Below are 15612 nucleotides of genomic sequence, written 5' to 3' on the forward strand. Positions count from 1 at the left end.
ACTGAGCTAGTGTCGCATATTCTCGTAAAGAGAATTGCTTGCGGGGACCAGATATAAATCGATGGCCTTCGCGAGGTTTTATGAATAGCTGAGCCCGACGAGCTAGCGAATCACAACACCTATAAATTTGGTTGCGGGGGCCGGATTTGAACCGACGACCTTCGGGTTATGAGCCCGACGAGCTACCAAGCTGCTCCACCCCGCGTCCGTATTGTTTCACCGTTAAGCACGATGACAGCTTTAAATTTGGAGCGACACACGAGGTTCGAACTCGTGACCTCAACCTTGGCAAGGTTGCGCTCTACCAACTGAGCTAGTGTCGCATTAACAACGTTTCCGTCGTTCAGGGCTGCGAATTATAAGAGCATTTTTTTGTGATGCAAGTCCTTCCTGAAAAAAAAAGGTGTTTTTTTTCTGTTTGATGAAAAAGCACACAGAATAGAAGTTTTTTCCAACTGAGTGGTGGCTTTTTAATCATAACTCTTATTAGAAAGCCGTATTTTTAGATATTAAAAATTGTTTGGCGGTAGTACTTTAGCTCAGCAATTGACTCACGGATATCATCCAACGCCAAGTGACTACCTGTCTTAGAAAAGCCGTCTAATACTTCTGGTTTCCAACGACGGGTCAGCTCTTTAAGAGTACTGACGTCGATATAGCGGTAATGGAAGTAAGTTTCCAGTTCAGGCATGTGTTTGTATAGGAAGCGACGATCTTGACCCACACTGTTACCGCATATTGGCGACACACCCTTTGGTAACCACTGCTCCAGGAACTCAATTGTCTGACGAACCGCGTCCTGTTCAGTCACTTTACTGGCGCGAACTCGATCCACCAAGCCACTGCCCGTGTGCGTAGTCGTACACCACTCATCCATTTTAGCCAGCTCTTCTTCTGGTTGGTGGATGGCAAGTACCGGTCCTTCAGCTAAAATATTCAACTCACTATCCGTGACGATAGTGGCGATTTCGATGACTTTATGGGTTTCTGGGTCTAAACCTGTCATCTCGAGATCAATCCAAATTAAATTTTGATCGCTAAAGGACATAAATCGTTGCCTATTGGTTTTATGCTAAAAGAGGTACTATACCCAAATTCTGATCCTCAGGATAGCGATCCTAGGCTCCATCAAGATGATTAAAGTTAAGTAGACAATTGTGGCAAAGAAAAAAAAGCTAACCAAAGGTCAAGTCAGACGAGTTAGAAGTAACCAGAAACGTAAACTGGCAAAAGAGGATTCTGTTCAATGGGAAGAATCCATGCTGGGTACAACTCAAAAAGGTCTGGTTATTACCCGTTTTGGTCAACACGCCGACATTGAAGACACAGAAAGCGGAGAAATCCACCGTTGCAATTTGCGTCGCGGTATTGAGACTTTGGTCTCCGGTGACAAGGTGATTTGGCGAGCAGGTCTGGAATCAATGGAAGGCATAAATGGCGTTGTTGAAGCCGTAGAGCCACGCAGCTCAGTGCTGATTCGCCCTGACTACTATGACGGTCTTAAGCCCGTGGCTGCAAACGTCGATCAAATGGTCATCGTCTCTTCTGTACTGCCAGAATTGTCACTCAACATCATTGACCGCTACTTAGTCGCCTCTGAAACACTCAATATCGCCCCTCTTCTCGTGCTAAACAAAATTGACTTACTTGAAGAAGAGCAACGTCACCTATATCAGGAATGGCTGAGTGAGTACGAGCGTATCGGTTACAAAGTCCTGCTAGTCAGTAAACAGACGGGAGAAGGCATTGCAGCACTGGAAGCCGAACTCAAAGATCGTACTAACATTTTTGTGGGTCAATCTGGCGTCGGTAAATCGAGCTTAGTGAATGCGTTGATGCCGGAGTTTAACGTTGAAGAAGGTGAGGTATCAGAAAACTCTGGTTTAGGTCAGCACACCACCACCGCTTCCCGGCTTTATCACATCCCAACAGGTGGCGATCTGATTGACTCTCCCGGAGTACGTGAGTTTGGTTTGTGGCATTTGGAGGCTGAAGAAGTCACCAAGGCGTTCGTTGAGTTCCGCAACTACCTTGGCAGCTGTAAGTTCCGAGACTGCAAACACAATGATGATCCAGGATGTGTATTACGTGAAGCGGTAGAAAATGGTGAAATCAGTGAAGTTCGCTTTGAAAACTACCATCGCATTCTTGAAAGCATGGCCGAAGTCAAAGCCAACCGTCAGTACTCACGCAACAAAAAAGCCGATCTGTAACGGCTTCTTGCACAAATCATCAGCGCTTGATACTGACTTTACCTACAAATTTAAGTAGTATCTCGCGCCCAAAAGTAAGCAAACATACAGTTAGCATTGGAATTTATGACAATGGATAAGATTAAAGTTGGACTGCAATACTGGATCCCTCAACACGGTTTGACCCGTTTGGTCGGTAAATTGGCATCCGCAAAAGCGGGAGGCCTAACCACTGCCGTCATTCGTTGGTTTATCAAGCAGTACAACGTCAATATGGACGAGGCCAAGCACTCTGATCCTAAGCATTTCAAAACCTTCAATGAGTTTTTTGTCCGTGAGCTGAAAGACGGCGCACGCCCGATAACCGAAGGGAATAGCATCATTACTCATCCAGCAGACGCCTGTGTCAGCCAGTTTGGTCCTATTCAGGATGGTAAACTCATTCAGGCAAAAGGCCATGATTTTACAGCTCAAGAATTACTGGGTGGTGACGCTGATCTTGCGGCTGAATTTGCCGATGGTGAATTTGCAACGCTTTACCTTTCACCACGAGATTACCACCGAGTCCACATGCCTTGTGACGGTACACTGCGCCAGATGATCTATGTGCCAGGTGACCTGTTCTCGGTAAACCCTTTGACCGCAGAAAATGTACCAAACCTATTCGCGCGTAATGAGCGCGTAGTGTGTATTTTCGACACTGAATTTGGCCCTATGGCTCAAGTGTTAGTCGGCGCGACCATCGTCGGTAGCATAGAGCAAGTCTGGGCAGGCACTATCACTCCACCGCGTGGCAACACTGTCTACAAGTGGGATTACCCAAGCGAAGGGGATAAAGCAGTCATACTCAAAAAAGGGGAAGAGATGGGTCGATTTAAACTTGGCTCAACGGTGATCAACCTGTTTGCTAAAGATGCGATCAAATTTGATGCATCTATGGCCAATGGCAACACAACAATTATGGGCACCCCCTACGCTCACCTTACCGCTCCAGAGCAAGAGCAAGAGCAAGAGCAAGAGCAAGAGCAAGAGCAAGAGCAAGAGCAAGAGCAAGAATAACCATAACAGCCCCGATTTTTCGGGGCTTTTTTTGACCAGAAACAAACCTTACGCAACATTTCTTTATTACATTCAAAAATTTCCATCTCAATCTAAGACCTTAATTTGGTTATTCTTTATTCTTAGCCGCAGAGTTTCGCTTTGAGGTTAAACCTTTATGCCTAGAATTGATCCAACCATAGTGATCAAATTGCTGATTTGTTTTGGCTTACCCATCGCGGTATTGATGATGCCGATTGATGCCATTCCCATCGCAGATCTGACCCTAATACAACATCGTTTGTTGGCGATATTTCTGCTTGCAGCCCTACTGTGGGTGCTCGAACCTGTGCCTGTCTTTGCCACTTCAATTCTGATCATTGCACTTGAGCTGATCATGATTTCCGATAAAGGTCTGCACTTGTTCCGTACCCCACCAGCGGGGCACGGTCTCGGCGAACTGATGAAATACACTGATATTTTCAGTGCCTTTTCCTCACCTATTATCATCCTATTTATGGGCGGGTTTGCCTTGGCCATCGCCGCATCAAAATATGAACTGGACAATAATCTCGCTCGAGTTTTACTGCGGCCTTTTGGTCACCAGCCTAAATTTATCATGCTTGGATTGATGCTGATCACTGCCGTGTTCTCAATGTTCATGTCCAACACCGCCACCACTGTAATGATGCTCGCGTTGCTTGGCCCGATCGTCGCTTCAGCTCCCAAAGGTGACATCGGTATCAAAGCACTCGTTTTATGTATTCCGATTGCCGCCAACACAGGGGGCATCGCAACCCCGATCGGTACGCCACCTAACGCGATTGCCCTGCAATATCTAACCGGTGAAAATAGCATCGATTTTTTAAGCTGGATGATGATGGGCCTTCCCTTTGTCATTATTCAGCTAACGATCGCTTGGTTCTTGCTCCAAAAACTCTTCCCCTCCTCTCAGAAGACCATGACGCTTAAACTAGATGGACAATTTCAGCGCAACTGGCGCGCCATTGTGGTGTACGCAACATTCGCCGCCACCATCTTGCTATGGATGACCACTAAAGTACATGGGATGAACACCTATGTCGTCTCAATCATTCCACTCGCAGTCTTCACCCTAACGGGCATTATGGGTAAAGCTGAGCTCAAACAGATCAACTGGGATGTGCTGTGGTTGGTTGCAGGGGGGATCGCGATTGGCATTGGCTTGGATAAAACCGGGTTGGCAGCCGCACTCGCACACGCGATCGACTACGAAGCACTCTCTCCTGTTGCAGTAGTGATTACCATGTCGATTGTATGTTGGTTAATGGCCAATTTTATGTCCAACACGGCGACAGCTAACCTTTTGATGCCTATTGCTGCCGCTATTGGCGCTTCAATGGAGAGTCTCTCTTCTATGGGCGGATTGCAAGGCTTGCTGGTTGTCGTCGCCTTCTCGGCCTCACTTGGTATGATTCTACCAGTCTCAACTCCACCAAACTCTCTGGCTTATTCCACCGGGCTTATTGAGAGCAGAGACATGGCTAAAACCGGTGTCATCCTTGGTGTGATGGGACTAATCATTGTCTACATTGCTGCGCTATTGCTGACCTGAACATCAGGTGGTGGCTTCTCGCTTAATTGTTGGGCAAGAAGTCACAATTCAGTAAAAAGGTCGGACTTCATTGATATTCCACTCTCTGAATATCTATATAGATCAAATCTATATTTTAACAATTTCTATAATATCAGCTTGTTAAACCAACATTTATAGCCATTTCAGCAGTTCCTACGTAAATTTCCGCTCCAACAGGGTGTAAACACCAATTCAAACCTAAACACTCTGATTTTCGATAGGTTGTCTGAGTATTAAGGAAAGGCAATGAGAAACACGATTAAGTTAAAAATTCAGATCGCCATCGCGATCATTATTGCAATTGTCTCCGGGGTCCAAGCTTGGATATCCGTTAGTCAGTTAAAACAAGAAACCACTTCCGCCCTGAACAGTGAGATGGCCAACGTCAGTCACGCAACGTCTCGCTATATCAGCGACTGGCTCTTGATTCGAAGCGATATGATGCTGGCTAATGAGGTAAGCATACTCAATTCGAGTAATGCCGATAGAGAGATGTTAATCACCAAGCGTGCTGGCAAGTTCTTATCTGTATACGCAGGTTTTGATGACGGCTCTATTGCCTATGGCGATAAAACCGAGGATTGGCCAGCCAATTACGATCCTCGAACTCGTCCTTGGTACAAAGACGCCATGGCAACCAATGGGCTAATCGTCACCGAACCTTATCAAGACTTTGATGGCAGTATTGTGGTCAGTTTTGCCAAAGCTTTTAATGGCAGAAAAAATGGCGTACTCGCTGCCGACTTAACCGTCACGAGTATCATAGAAGAAGTCCTCAACGTGCATTTAGATAACGATGGTTTCTCATTTTTAGTCGATGGAAAAAATAACATTGTTGCTTATCAAGATGAGAAATTGAGCCAGCAGCCTCTGACTGAACTCAACCCGGCGTTATCGGCTGACAAAGTTCATCAGTTAGTGAATACCTCCACCATATCAACGATTCACTGGCCTCAGCAAGGTGACAAACTCATCTATGTCGTTAATGTGCCAAATACGGATTGGTCACTGGGTATCGTGGTCGATAAAGGTATGGCTTATGCCTCCGTCACGGAACAGATTAAGTTCACAGCGATCGCTTCTATTTTCCTCTATATCCTGATTGCTTCGATCAGTACCTATGTGATCACCCGATTACTTAAACCTTTACAAACCTTGTCCGCGGCACTTTCTCAGCTCTCTCATGGCGAGGGAGATTTAACCCAGAGAATTGAAATCCGTCGTATGGATGAAATCGGGGAACTGGCTCAGCACGTCAACCAGTTCTTGAGTCAAATGCAGTCAATGCTTAGTGGCATCATCTATCACAGTAGAGAGCTGTCTGTTCAGGCAAAACAAGCGAACCAATTGGCGCAACAATCCTCTCAGCAGGTAGAAACACAACAAAATGATGTCAATCAGATAGCAACTGCTATTCATGAGATGTCCGCGACAGCCGCCGAAGTTGCCAACCACGCAGAATTGACAGCGAATGCGTCTCAAGGCTCAGCCTCGGCTTGTGAAGATGGTCAACAAGTCATTGAGAAGAACCGCCAGGCAATCGTGGAGCTGGCCGATCAGGTATCCGCTGCATCAGGTATTATTTCCGAGTTGGAAAACAATACACAGAGCATCAACCAAATCCTCTCCACCATCCGTGAGATCGCTGAGCAGACTAATTTGCTGGCACTCAATGCTGCAATCGAAGCTGCACGAGCTGGTGAGCAGGGCCGCGGTTTTGCTGTCGTTGCCGATGAGGTGCGAGTACTGAGTCAACGAACACATGGCTCAACCGAAGAAATTCGCAGCATGATTGAAACATTACAAAACAATACCCAGTTGGCGGTCAACAGCATGGAGAGCAGCACCGCCTTAGCAGGTACTAGTGTTGATTACGCTCAACAAGCGTATGAAAGTCTCAATACCATCACATCTGCTATTACGGAAATCAATGACATGGCCTTGCAAATTGCCAGCGCTGCAGAAGAACAACGTGCCGTCAGCGAAGACATTAGCCGTAACACTCAAGGGATTAAGGATGCGTCCGATGTTCTTTCAGAACAGGCCATGCACAGCAGCGAAAGCGCGACCAACATGTTTACATCTGCCAATACTGTCCGAACTGAGGTAGAACGTTTTAAAGTTTAGACTTTGTTTCTTTCATCATTTAATGCATATTGTCAGTCTACTGATTTCTTTGTTCATAGGACGAACAACTAATGGAGTTTGAATGGCTGGCATTAGCCGCCGCCTTTCTCTGGGCAGTGGCTAGCCTACTTTCCGTTGGCCCTGCACAGCACCTTGGTACCTTTGCCTACAGCCGCTGGAGAATGGGATGTACATCTGTCATTCTTGCTTCAATGGCTGGCTTCACTGGGGGTTGGGCAACCGTTGAAACCAGTGCCCTCTCAGCCATGGCGTTGTCGGGACTGATCGGTATTTTTATCGGTGATACTGCACTGTTTGCCTGCTTGAATCGTATGGGCCCTCGTCAAGCTGGATTGCTGTTTTCCTGCCATGCGGTCTTTTCTGCCATACTTGGCTACTTCCTGTTTAGCGAAACGATGACGAGTATCGAGCTTATCGGCTCAGCGCTGGTTTTTTCCGGTGTTCTAACCGCGATTTTTTTTGGTCGTAAAGGGCAAAACAATCATCAACTAGATTCAGTGAAAGGTAATATCTGGCTAGGAATTGCCTTAGGTCTTATCGCAGCCTTATGTCAAGCACTTGGGGGCATTATCGCAAAACCAGTCATGCAGACGGCTATCGATCCTGTCGCCGCATCAGCGATGCGCATGATGACGGCCTTTGCAGCGCATTGTCTGTTTTTCTTCAGTGGAGCAAAGATTGCAAAAGCAACATTACCGATGAACCTTCGCTTGTTTGCGATCACTGCTGTCAACGGCTTTCTCGCTATGGCTGTTGGTATGACACTTATCCTTTACGCTCTACAAGAAGGTAATGTCGGTATGGTAGCCCTACTTTCTTCTACGACACCCATCATGCTACTACCTCTACTTTGGGTTTACACTAAGAAGCGTCCTAACCGATTTGCATGGCTAGGAGCCATTTTGGCGGTGGCAGGGACTGGGCTATTAGTCAGTTAACAGCTATTAGAGTAATAGTTTATACCCGCTTTAAATTTTCCCTTAATGAGCGACAATGGTGATAACAAGGTGAATATAAAGCGCATCTCAATAGTCACTACTTTGTATAAGGTGAAAGATAACAACAATATTTAGCAAACAATATTTGATCTTAGCCTACAGTTTTGGTTAAAAAGTGTAGTAAAATTACGCTAATTTTGTTTCCAAAGTTACTTTGAATTTGACGAGGACATCACTATGTCAGCTAAGAAGCCATTGGCTCTAGTCATTCTTGACGGTTACGGTCACCGTGAAGAAACTGCAAGCAACGCTATCGCAAATGCGAAAACGCCTGTTATCGACGGCCTGCTTGCAAACAATCCACATACACTAATCTCTGCTTCTGGTCTGGATGTTGGTCTTCCTGACGGTCAGATGGGTAACTCTGAGGTAGGCCACACAAACATTGGCGCTGGCCGAGTTGTATACCAAGACCTGACTCGCATTACTAAATCTATTGCTGATGGTGAATTTTCAGAAACGCCAGCGCTTATCGAAGCCATTGATTCTGCGGTAAAAGCAGGCAAAGCGGTTCACCTTATGGGTCTGATGTCTCCAGGCGGCGTTCACTCTCACGAAGACCACATCTACGCAGCTGTTGAAATGGCAGCAGCCCGTGGCGCTGAGAAAATCTACCTACACTGCTTTCTAGACGGCCGTGACACGCCACCGCGTAGCGCAGAGAACTCTCTAAAACGTTTTGACGAGCTATTCGCTAAGCTAGGCAAAGGCCGAGTGGCATCACTAGTAGGTCGCTACTATGCAATGGACCGTGATAACAACTGGGACCGCGTACAAATTGCTTACGATCTTCTCACTCAAGCGAAAGCAGAATTTACTTTTGACTCAGCAGTCGCGGGTCTAGAAGCGGCTTATGCTCGTGAAGAGAACGATGAGTTCGTTAAAGCAACAGCGATTAAAGCTGAAGGCCAGGAAGACGCAGCTATCCAAGATGGCGATGCGGTAATCTTCATGAACTACCGTGCTGACCGTGCTCGTCAAATCACGCGTACTTTCGTACCTGATTTCGCAGGCTTTGAGCGTGCAGTATTCCCAGCGATCAACTTCGTAATGCTAACGCAATACGCGGCTGATATTCCTCTGGCAATTGCTTTCCCACCAGCTTCTCTTGAGAACACTTACGGTGAGTGGCTATCTAAGCAAGGTCAAACTCAGCTACGTATCTCTGAAACAGAGAAATACGCACACGTAACTTTCTTCTTCAACGGTGGTGTTGAGAGCGAATTCGCCGGCGAAGAACGTCAACTTGTTGCTTCTCCAAAAGTTGCCACTTATGACTTGCAACCAGAGATGAGCTCTCCAGAGCTGACTGAAAAAATGGTCGCAGCGATCAAGTCAGGCAAATTCGATACCATCATCTGTAACTACCCGAATGCAGATATGGTTGGTCACACTGGTATCTACGAAGCCGCTGAAAAAGCGATCGAAGCACTGGATGAAAGCGTCGGTAAAGTGGTTGAAGCAATCAAAGAAGTGGGTGGTCAGCTCCTGATCACAGCCGACCACGGCAACGCGGAAATGATGGTCGATCCAGAAACTGGCGGTACACATACTGCACACACTAACCTACCAGTACCACTCATCTACGTAGGTGACAAAGCGGTTGAGTTTAAAGAAAACGGTAAACTCTCTGATCTTGCGCCAACAATGTTGTCCCTAGCGGGCCTAGAGATCCCTGCTGAAATGTCTGGTGAAGTACTGGTCAAATAAATACAGTACGACGTGATTCTGGTAGTATTGAAGAGCTCGGGTTAATACCTGAGCTTTTTTATTTCTCCATCAACAAGTTTTGACATTACCCTTTCTTCGTAGGAATGTGTTTGGGTATACTGGCTCTCTATCAAAAACTTAGGACAGATTCATCACATGGCAACACAGCAACAAGGACGACTGCTCGCCTCCTCAACGCTCTCTGCGTTAGTATTGATTGTTGCCTCTACCTTGGCCTTCCCTAGCTGGTCTTCTTCCTCAAATGAGTTAAAAGGAGTCAGTAATGAGATCTCTCGCCAAAAGCAATCACTAAGTTCTCAACAGAAAAAACTAGACTCGCTACAAAAGTCGCTCAAAACACAAGAATTAGGCATTGTCCGCTTAGAAAAAGAAATCAAAGAAGCCAAAAACTCCCTAAGTCAAACCAACAACAATATCACTGCATTAGAAAACCGCATCACTGCACTAAAGCAACAAAAACAGCAACAAAGCGACAAGCTCGCTGAGCTATTGCAAACCTATTACGTCACTCAGCGAGCCAAATCTTCCGCTAGTATTCTCAATCAAGGAGTTGAAGAAGACAGGATCAGCCAATATTTCCAACACTTAGCCAAACAACGCGCCAACACAATTGAAGAGCTTGACCTCACAATGGATCAGCTCGCGGAGAGCGAAGTTCAACTTAAGCTCGAGAAACAACAAATCACTAAGCTGATCGCGCAGCAGAATCAAAAACGTCAGCAATTGTCGAGAGCGCAGTCCAAACGAAAAGGCACCGTCAGTAATATCAAAAAGAACATTACCAGTGATAAAGTCTATTTGTCAGAGCTGCAGCGCAATGAGACACGTTTAAAAGCCGAGATTGCCAAAGCCGCCAAAGCTGCGAAAGCCGCCAAGCTCAATACCGTTCCAATGGACGGTTTGGCAAAACGAAAAGGTCGCTTGCCTTGGCCACTTAAAGGAAAAATTTTACACAACTACGGTTCACGTCAGACAGGGCAAATCCACTGGAAAGGGATGGTCATTGATGCCAACTATGGTCAATCGGTGAAAGCCGTGTATTCTGGTACGGTGGTTTTCTCTGACTACCTAAGAGGCTATGGCTTAGTGATTCTTCTCGATCACGGTAAAGGTGATATGACCTTATACGGATTTAATCAAAGCCTGCTGAAAAAAGAAGGCGATAAAGTCGCAGCAGGGGAAACCATCGCATTGGCTGGTGATACTGGTGGTCAACCACAAGCGTCACTGTACTTTGAAATTCGACGCAACAGTAAAACTCAAAACCCTAAAGGTTGGCTGACAAGATAATCGTCATTTGCTCTCGTAAGACGAAGCGTAATAGGCCTCAACGGCTTGAATAAACAAGCCAACCTGCGCTTTGGGTAGTGCATTGATCCCCGCCGCCGCCGCACGGCCACCACCAGTCAAAAACTGAGCGCATATATCTCCCGCTCCCTGCTTGTTATTCAATGGAGCACGTAATGAAACGGTATAGCTTCCATCCTCATTCACGGAAAGCACGGCATGCGCCCGATCAGGGATTTGATTCGCCAACCAATTGCCATAAACACCGCTGATACGTCGTGAAAATGCGTGGTTAGGCAGCTCAAACACTGCCAACACATCACTTTGATGAGAAGCTTGAGTGGCGATAGCTCGATCCATATCACTTTGATACGCTGATTTGAGAATGGGATAAGGAGAATGTTGATCAGCAATGACAGCAAAAGGATCATTATAAGCCAAAAGGTGCTTAAACAGTTGAGCAGGGTCAAAATGCAAATCTGCCAGCTCTGCGCCATAACCATTATAGTTAATTAGTGTGCCCAACTCTTTTAGCTGTTCTTTCTGTTCTCTGTTGAGACCAGCCCTGTCAGCCAATTCGTCTGCTTTCGCGAGCAAGTTATCACCATATGCAGCCGTTATAGCCCATAAGTGAAAGCGACCGTTCAACAACTCATCCACAATCAAGGCAGTACAGGTATTGGCATCTAAATTAATATGAGCCTTGAGGTTCATGTTCTGTGGAATATCACCAGACTTGTGGTGGTCGACATAGAACACCTGAGCCCCAACAGCAAGAATCGCCTCTAAACTCGCCTTATTTTTCTCCATCGAGATATCCAGTACGGTTAGCGAATCACTGGTTCGGCACTTGAGAGGCTTGAGCAGCTTGATATCACGTTTGACTCCAGTAACTAAAGTCGACGTTTTAGGCTCAGCTAGGCGTAACTGAAGAAGCGCGATAATGCCATCTGCATCGCCATTGAACACATCGTAGTGCATACACAAAAAACCCTTAATATATTTCGATATACTTTAAGGGGTTAGAAGCCATTCAACAATCGCATTTAGTTATGGTTAAGCATGAATCGCTTTAACGCCATCTTCAAGCAATTGAAGTTGTTCTAGGCCTTGTTGCGTTGCTTTGGGTTTAACCACTGCAATCATCTGCAACATGCCTTGATGTATGATTTGCTCGGTAATTTGGGTCTTTGGTGACATGGCTGCTTGGTAACCCAGCCAGCTAGAAGCGATAAGGTGCAGAGTTGTGACCAGTGACTTCATTTCGCTATTTTCAACAGAAACCAATTCCAAATCGACAAATGCTCGCATGATATTGATCAGGTTTGCTTGAAGCTTCTCCTGCACCTGAATGTAATCTTCGTGTAAGTGTTCATCGCGTTGGAGTATTTCTGGCAGATTGGCGTAGAAAAAACGATATTTCCACATCAGGTTGAAAATAGAATCGAGATAGTGCTTAAGAAGGACTAAGCTCTCTTGTTGACCATGAATTGGCGAGAACCTTTCCAGCAGCTCATTTGAGTAGAGCGCAAAGATTTCGCGTACAATTTCTTGTTTGTTGCGGAAATGGTAGTAGAGGTTGCCCGGACTAATGTCTATATGCGCTGCAATATGGTTAGTGGTGATGTTTCGTTCACCATGTTCATTAAAGAGATCCAATGCGGCAAGCACTATTTTGTCGCGTGTCTTCATTCGTTTTCCGTACCCTTTCCATTAATTTTATCATTATAACTGAGTATATTAACCAATAACAAAAAAGCGCCTGATTAGACCAGGCGCTTTCATTGGTTTCTTAGTTATTTGTGGTATGGCTTGGATAACTCGTGTACCGCTTCGACAAATACGCCCGCATTTTCTGGAGGCACATCTAAGTGGATGCCGTGACCAAGGTTAAATACGTGACCTGTGCCCGCATCGCCAAAACCTTCCAAGATAGTCGATACTTCCTCTCGAATTCGCTTAGGGGAAGCGTAGAGCATGGATGGGTCCATATTGCCTTGTAGAGCAACCTTATCACCTACACGTTTTACCGCATCTTGGATGTTGATTGTCCAGTCTAGGCCAACCGCATCACAGCCAGTGGCTGCGATTTGTTCTAGCCACATGCCACCATTCTTCGTAAACAAGGTGACAGGCACTCGACGCCCCTCGTTTTCACGGATAAGCCCATCAACAATTTTGTGCATGTATTGCAGTGAGAATAGGTTGTAGTCACGCGGAGTTAGCACCCCCCCCCATGTATCAAAGACCATTACAGACTGAGCACCCGCTTTGATTTGTGCATTCAAATACTCAATAACACTGTCTGCTAGTTTATCCAGAAGTAAGTGCAGCGTTTGTGGCTCTGCATACATCATCTTTTTGATCTTGGTGAACGCTTTAGAACTTCCACCTTCAACCATATAAGTTGCCAGTGTCCATGGGCTGCCTGAGAAGCCAATTAGCGGTACATCACCATTGAGATCTTTACGGATCTGACGCACTGCGTTCATTACGTACTTGAGCTCACCTTCAGGGTCTGGGATACCGATTTTTTCTACGTCCGCTTTGCAGCTAATTGGCTTGTCAAATACCGGACCTTCACCCGCGGCAAATCGAAGTTCAAGTCCCATTGCATCTGGGATTGTTAAGATATCAGAAAACAAGATTGCAGCGTCTAAAGGGAAACGACGAAGTGGCTGTAAAGTGACTTCCGACGCCAGTTCAGCGTTCTTGCACAAAGACATGAAATCGCCCGCTTCAGCACGAGTCGCTTTATACTCAGGTAGATAGCGTCCTGCCTGACGCATCATCCATACTGGCGTGTAATCGACAGGCTGTTTTAAAATCGCACGCAAATAGCGATCATTTTTTAATTCAGTCATTCCGTTTTCCAACTATTTGGCTTCTATTTAGGGGCGCTATTCTAACACCGTTTACCACGCAAAAGCTGTGTGCTTTGCAACCTAGATCATGTTATTAAGTTTTAAATCAGTGCTTAATTTGCACCCAACTTGTAACAGTGTTAAATATTTGTGTGCTAGCGAAAACAACAATTATAACCTGAGTACTCGCTACTCAGCATCTCATAACGACATCTTACTTACCCCCTCCCTCTCGGAGGGTTTTTTTTACCTGTCAATCAGGATTTTTTTTCAATCAATGTCCTTAATCGTTTGTTCAATTAATGCCCTCGCGATAGTTCCATGTGGAGCGACAGGAGGTAGATTCGGCACAGTAAACCATTGAGCATCACTCAATTCACTGTAGTCAGGCTTTAGCGCCCCGCCGCGATAGTCAGCTAAAAAACCCATCATCAAACTGGAAGGAAACGCCCAAGGTTGGCTGGAAAAATAGCGAATATTACACACATCGATACCCGTTTCTTCTTTGACTTCACGCGCAACACATTGCTCCAGAGTCTCGCCTACTTCAACAAAACCGGCAATCACCGTGTACATCCCATTACGGTGTCTCGGATGCTGCGCTAGAAGAATTTGATCGCCGTTGCGTACTGCAACTATGATACAAGGAAATATTCTCGGGTAGTGTAGCGTCCGGCAATCACCACACTGCATAGCAATTTGATTATGGTTTAAGCGATTACGGCCGCCACAGGTTGGACAAAAACGCAAAGTTTGTGTCATGTGGCTATACTGTACGGCTTTACTGATCAGAAAAAACAATGGCTCAGCTAAGACCAAGCAATCACGCAATGAAGTTAAAGGCAGAGATTGCTCGAGATCATGTGCATTGAGCCACATAACAGGTAACCCATTGTAATCTCCAATCTTTACTGCACTTTCTTCTGACAGAGCAAATGCTTGGGCTGGGCCACAAGGCAATTCATTGTCTATCAACCAAACCTCACTCCCTGATACAACACACCAATATGCATTACTCGTACGGTTTGTGTCACTGTTCTTAAACATTACCCATCCTCTCTGCTTGCAGTTCATTCATTTTACTGGCAATCTAATTTCATACCAGAGTTTGTAGTGGAACAATTTTCTGGCTATAAATTCTAGTAAGGACAAGAGGTTATTCTCTAGGATGGCTTTGCAAAGCAAAGCGTAATGATCACCGGAGCTGTGATCCGATCATGAGGGCATGGTCATGCTAAATAAATTCAAACAAACGCAACAACAGTGGGGTGGTTCAAGCGAAGTGATCGACCACTGGCTCGAAACAAGACAATCACTGATTGTAGAATACTGTCAGTTAGGTTCCCTTCAACCCGCGAATGGGCATGCTAACGTTGTCGAACTTCCTTCTCCCAAAAAAATCAGCTCTTTTTGTGATCATGTTGTGGATTATATTTCCGAGGGTCATTTCAAAATTTACGATATGGTGATGGAAAAATGGCAAGCGACAGGTTTTAAAACCAACAATGAGATTGATGCTACCTACGCAAAAATCGTTTTAACCACGGAACCATTGCTCGAGTTTAATGACAAGTACGTCAGTGTAAGCGCGGATGATGAACTTCCCGATTTCGAAGTAGATATGTCAAAGGTTGGAGAACTACTCGAAGTTCGCTTTGAAGTAGAAGATCAGCTGATTCAACTTATCGCTGATAGCTTGGCTATTCCGCCTGGGGCTTAAGAGCTAGAGAGCTAGAGAG

General features: G+C 45.7%; 13 protein-coding genes and 2 tRNA genes. 8 read left to right on the plus strand and 7 right to left on the minus strand.

Annotated features, from left to right (window positions below):
• Positions 1 to 128: 128 nt before the first annotated feature.
• The 3 genes from TW84_RS22860 to orn form a co-directional block, all read right to left on the minus strand.
• Positions 129 to 205, minus strand: a tRNA-Met gene (locus tag TW84_RS22860).
• Between the two features lie 42 nt (positions 206 to 247).
• Positions 248 to 323: transfer RNA gene (locus TW84_RS22865), tRNA-Gly, on the minus strand.
• A gap of 179 nt (positions 324 to 502) precedes the next feature.
• On the minus strand, positions 503 to 1048 hold the full coding sequence (gene orn, locus TW84_RS22870; protein WP_039951071.1) for an oligoribonuclease: 546 nt from the start codon (positions 1046 to 1048) through the stop codon (positions 503 to 505).
• A 109-nt stretch (positions 1049 to 1157) separates the two neighbouring features.
• On the opposite strand from orn, the gene rsgA reads away from it, so the two are divergent.
• The 7 genes from rsgA (at position 1158) to TW84_RS22905 (ending at position 11012) form a co-directional block, all read left to right on the plus strand.
• Positions 1158 to 2213, plus strand: coding sequence for a small ribosomal subunit biogenesis GTPase RsgA (gene rsgA, locus TW84_RS22875; protein ID WP_045977909.1), 1056 nt, complete (start codon positions 1158 to 1160; stop codon positions 2211 to 2213).
• 111 nt (positions 2214 to 2324) lie between these two features.
• Positions 2325 to 3251: an archaetidylserine decarboxylase gene (gene asd / locus TW84_RS22880; RefSeq protein WP_045977910.1), complete on the plus strand. Its 927-nt coding sequence runs from the start codon at positions 2325 to 2327 to the stop codon at positions 3249 to 3251.
• Positions 3252 to 3408: 157 nt separating this feature from the next.
• Complete coding sequence (locus tag TW84_RS22885) at positions 3409 to 4824, plus strand: SLC13 family permease (RefSeq protein WP_045977911.1); 1416 nt, start codon at positions 3409 to 3411, stop codon at positions 4822 to 4824.
• A gap of 267 nt (positions 4825 to 5091) precedes the next feature.
• On the plus strand, positions 5092 to 6972 hold the full coding sequence (locus tag TW84_RS22890) for a methyl-accepting chemotaxis protein (protein ID WP_045977912.1): 1881 nt from the start codon (positions 5092 to 5094) through the stop codon (positions 6970 to 6972).
• 71 nt (positions 6973 to 7043) lie between these two features.
• Positions 7044 to 7931 (plus strand): DMT family transporter, encoded by an 888-nt coding sequence (locus TW84_RS22895; protein ID WP_045977913.1) that lies wholly within the window; start codon positions 7044 to 7046, stop codon positions 7929 to 7931.
• A gap of 237 nt (positions 7932 to 8168) precedes the next feature.
• Positions 8169 to 9701 carry a 2,3-bisphosphoglycerate-independent phosphoglycerate mutase gene (gene gpmM, locus TW84_RS22900; RefSeq protein WP_045977914.1) on the plus strand — a complete coding sequence of 511 codons (1533 nt, stop codon included), beginning with the start codon at positions 8169 to 8171 and terminating at the stop codon, positions 9699 to 9701.
• A 156-nt stretch (positions 9702 to 9857) separates the two neighbouring features.
• Positions 9858 to 11012, plus strand: coding sequence for a murein hydrolase activator EnvC family protein (locus tag TW84_RS22905; RefSeq protein WP_045977915.1), 1155 nt, complete (start codon positions 9858 to 9860; stop codon positions 11010 to 11012).
• A gap of 3 nt (positions 11013 to 11015) precedes the next feature.
• On the opposite strand, the gene TW84_RS22910 is transcribed toward TW84_RS22905, so the two are convergent.
• The 4 genes from TW84_RS22910 to nudC all read right to left on the minus strand — a co-directional run bounded on the left by TW84_RS22910 (position 11016) and on the right by nudC (position 14920).
• Positions 11016 to 11990: an acetyltransferase gene (locus TW84_RS22910; protein WP_045977916.1), complete on the minus strand. Its 975-nt coding sequence runs from the start codon at positions 11988 to 11990 to the stop codon at positions 11016 to 11018.
• 75 nt (positions 11991 to 12065) lie between these two features.
• Positions 12066 to 12701, minus strand: a complete 636-nt coding sequence (locus tag TW84_RS22915) for a TetR/AcrR family transcriptional regulator (RefSeq protein ID WP_045977917.1) — start codon at positions 12699 to 12701, stop codon at positions 12066 to 12068.
• Positions 12702 to 12805: 104 nt separating this feature from the next.
• Positions 12806 to 13873, minus strand: coding sequence for a uroporphyrinogen decarboxylase (hemE, locus tag TW84_RS22920; protein WP_045977918.1), 1068 nt, complete (start codon positions 13871 to 13873; stop codon positions 12806 to 12808).
• A gap of 270 nt (positions 13874 to 14143) precedes the next feature.
• A complete protein-coding gene (gene nudC, locus TW84_RS22925) occupies positions 14144 to 14920 on the minus strand; it encodes an NAD(+) diphosphatase (RefSeq protein ID WP_045977919.1) in 777 nt (258 codons plus the stop codon).
• Between the two features lie 178 nt (positions 14921 to 15098).
• Between nudC and TW84_RS22930 the strand changes: the two genes are divergently transcribed.
• Complete coding sequence (locus TW84_RS22930) at positions 15099 to 15593, plus strand: Rsd/AlgQ family anti-sigma factor (RefSeq protein WP_045977920.1); 495 nt, start codon at positions 15099 to 15101, stop codon at positions 15591 to 15593.
• Positions 15594 to 15612: the final 19 nt, after the last annotated feature.

The organism is Vibrio neptunius (assembly GCF_000967495.1).
GTDB classification, from domain to species: Bacteria; Pseudomonadota; Gammaproteobacteria; order Enterobacterales; family Vibrionaceae; genus Vibrio; species Vibrio neptunius.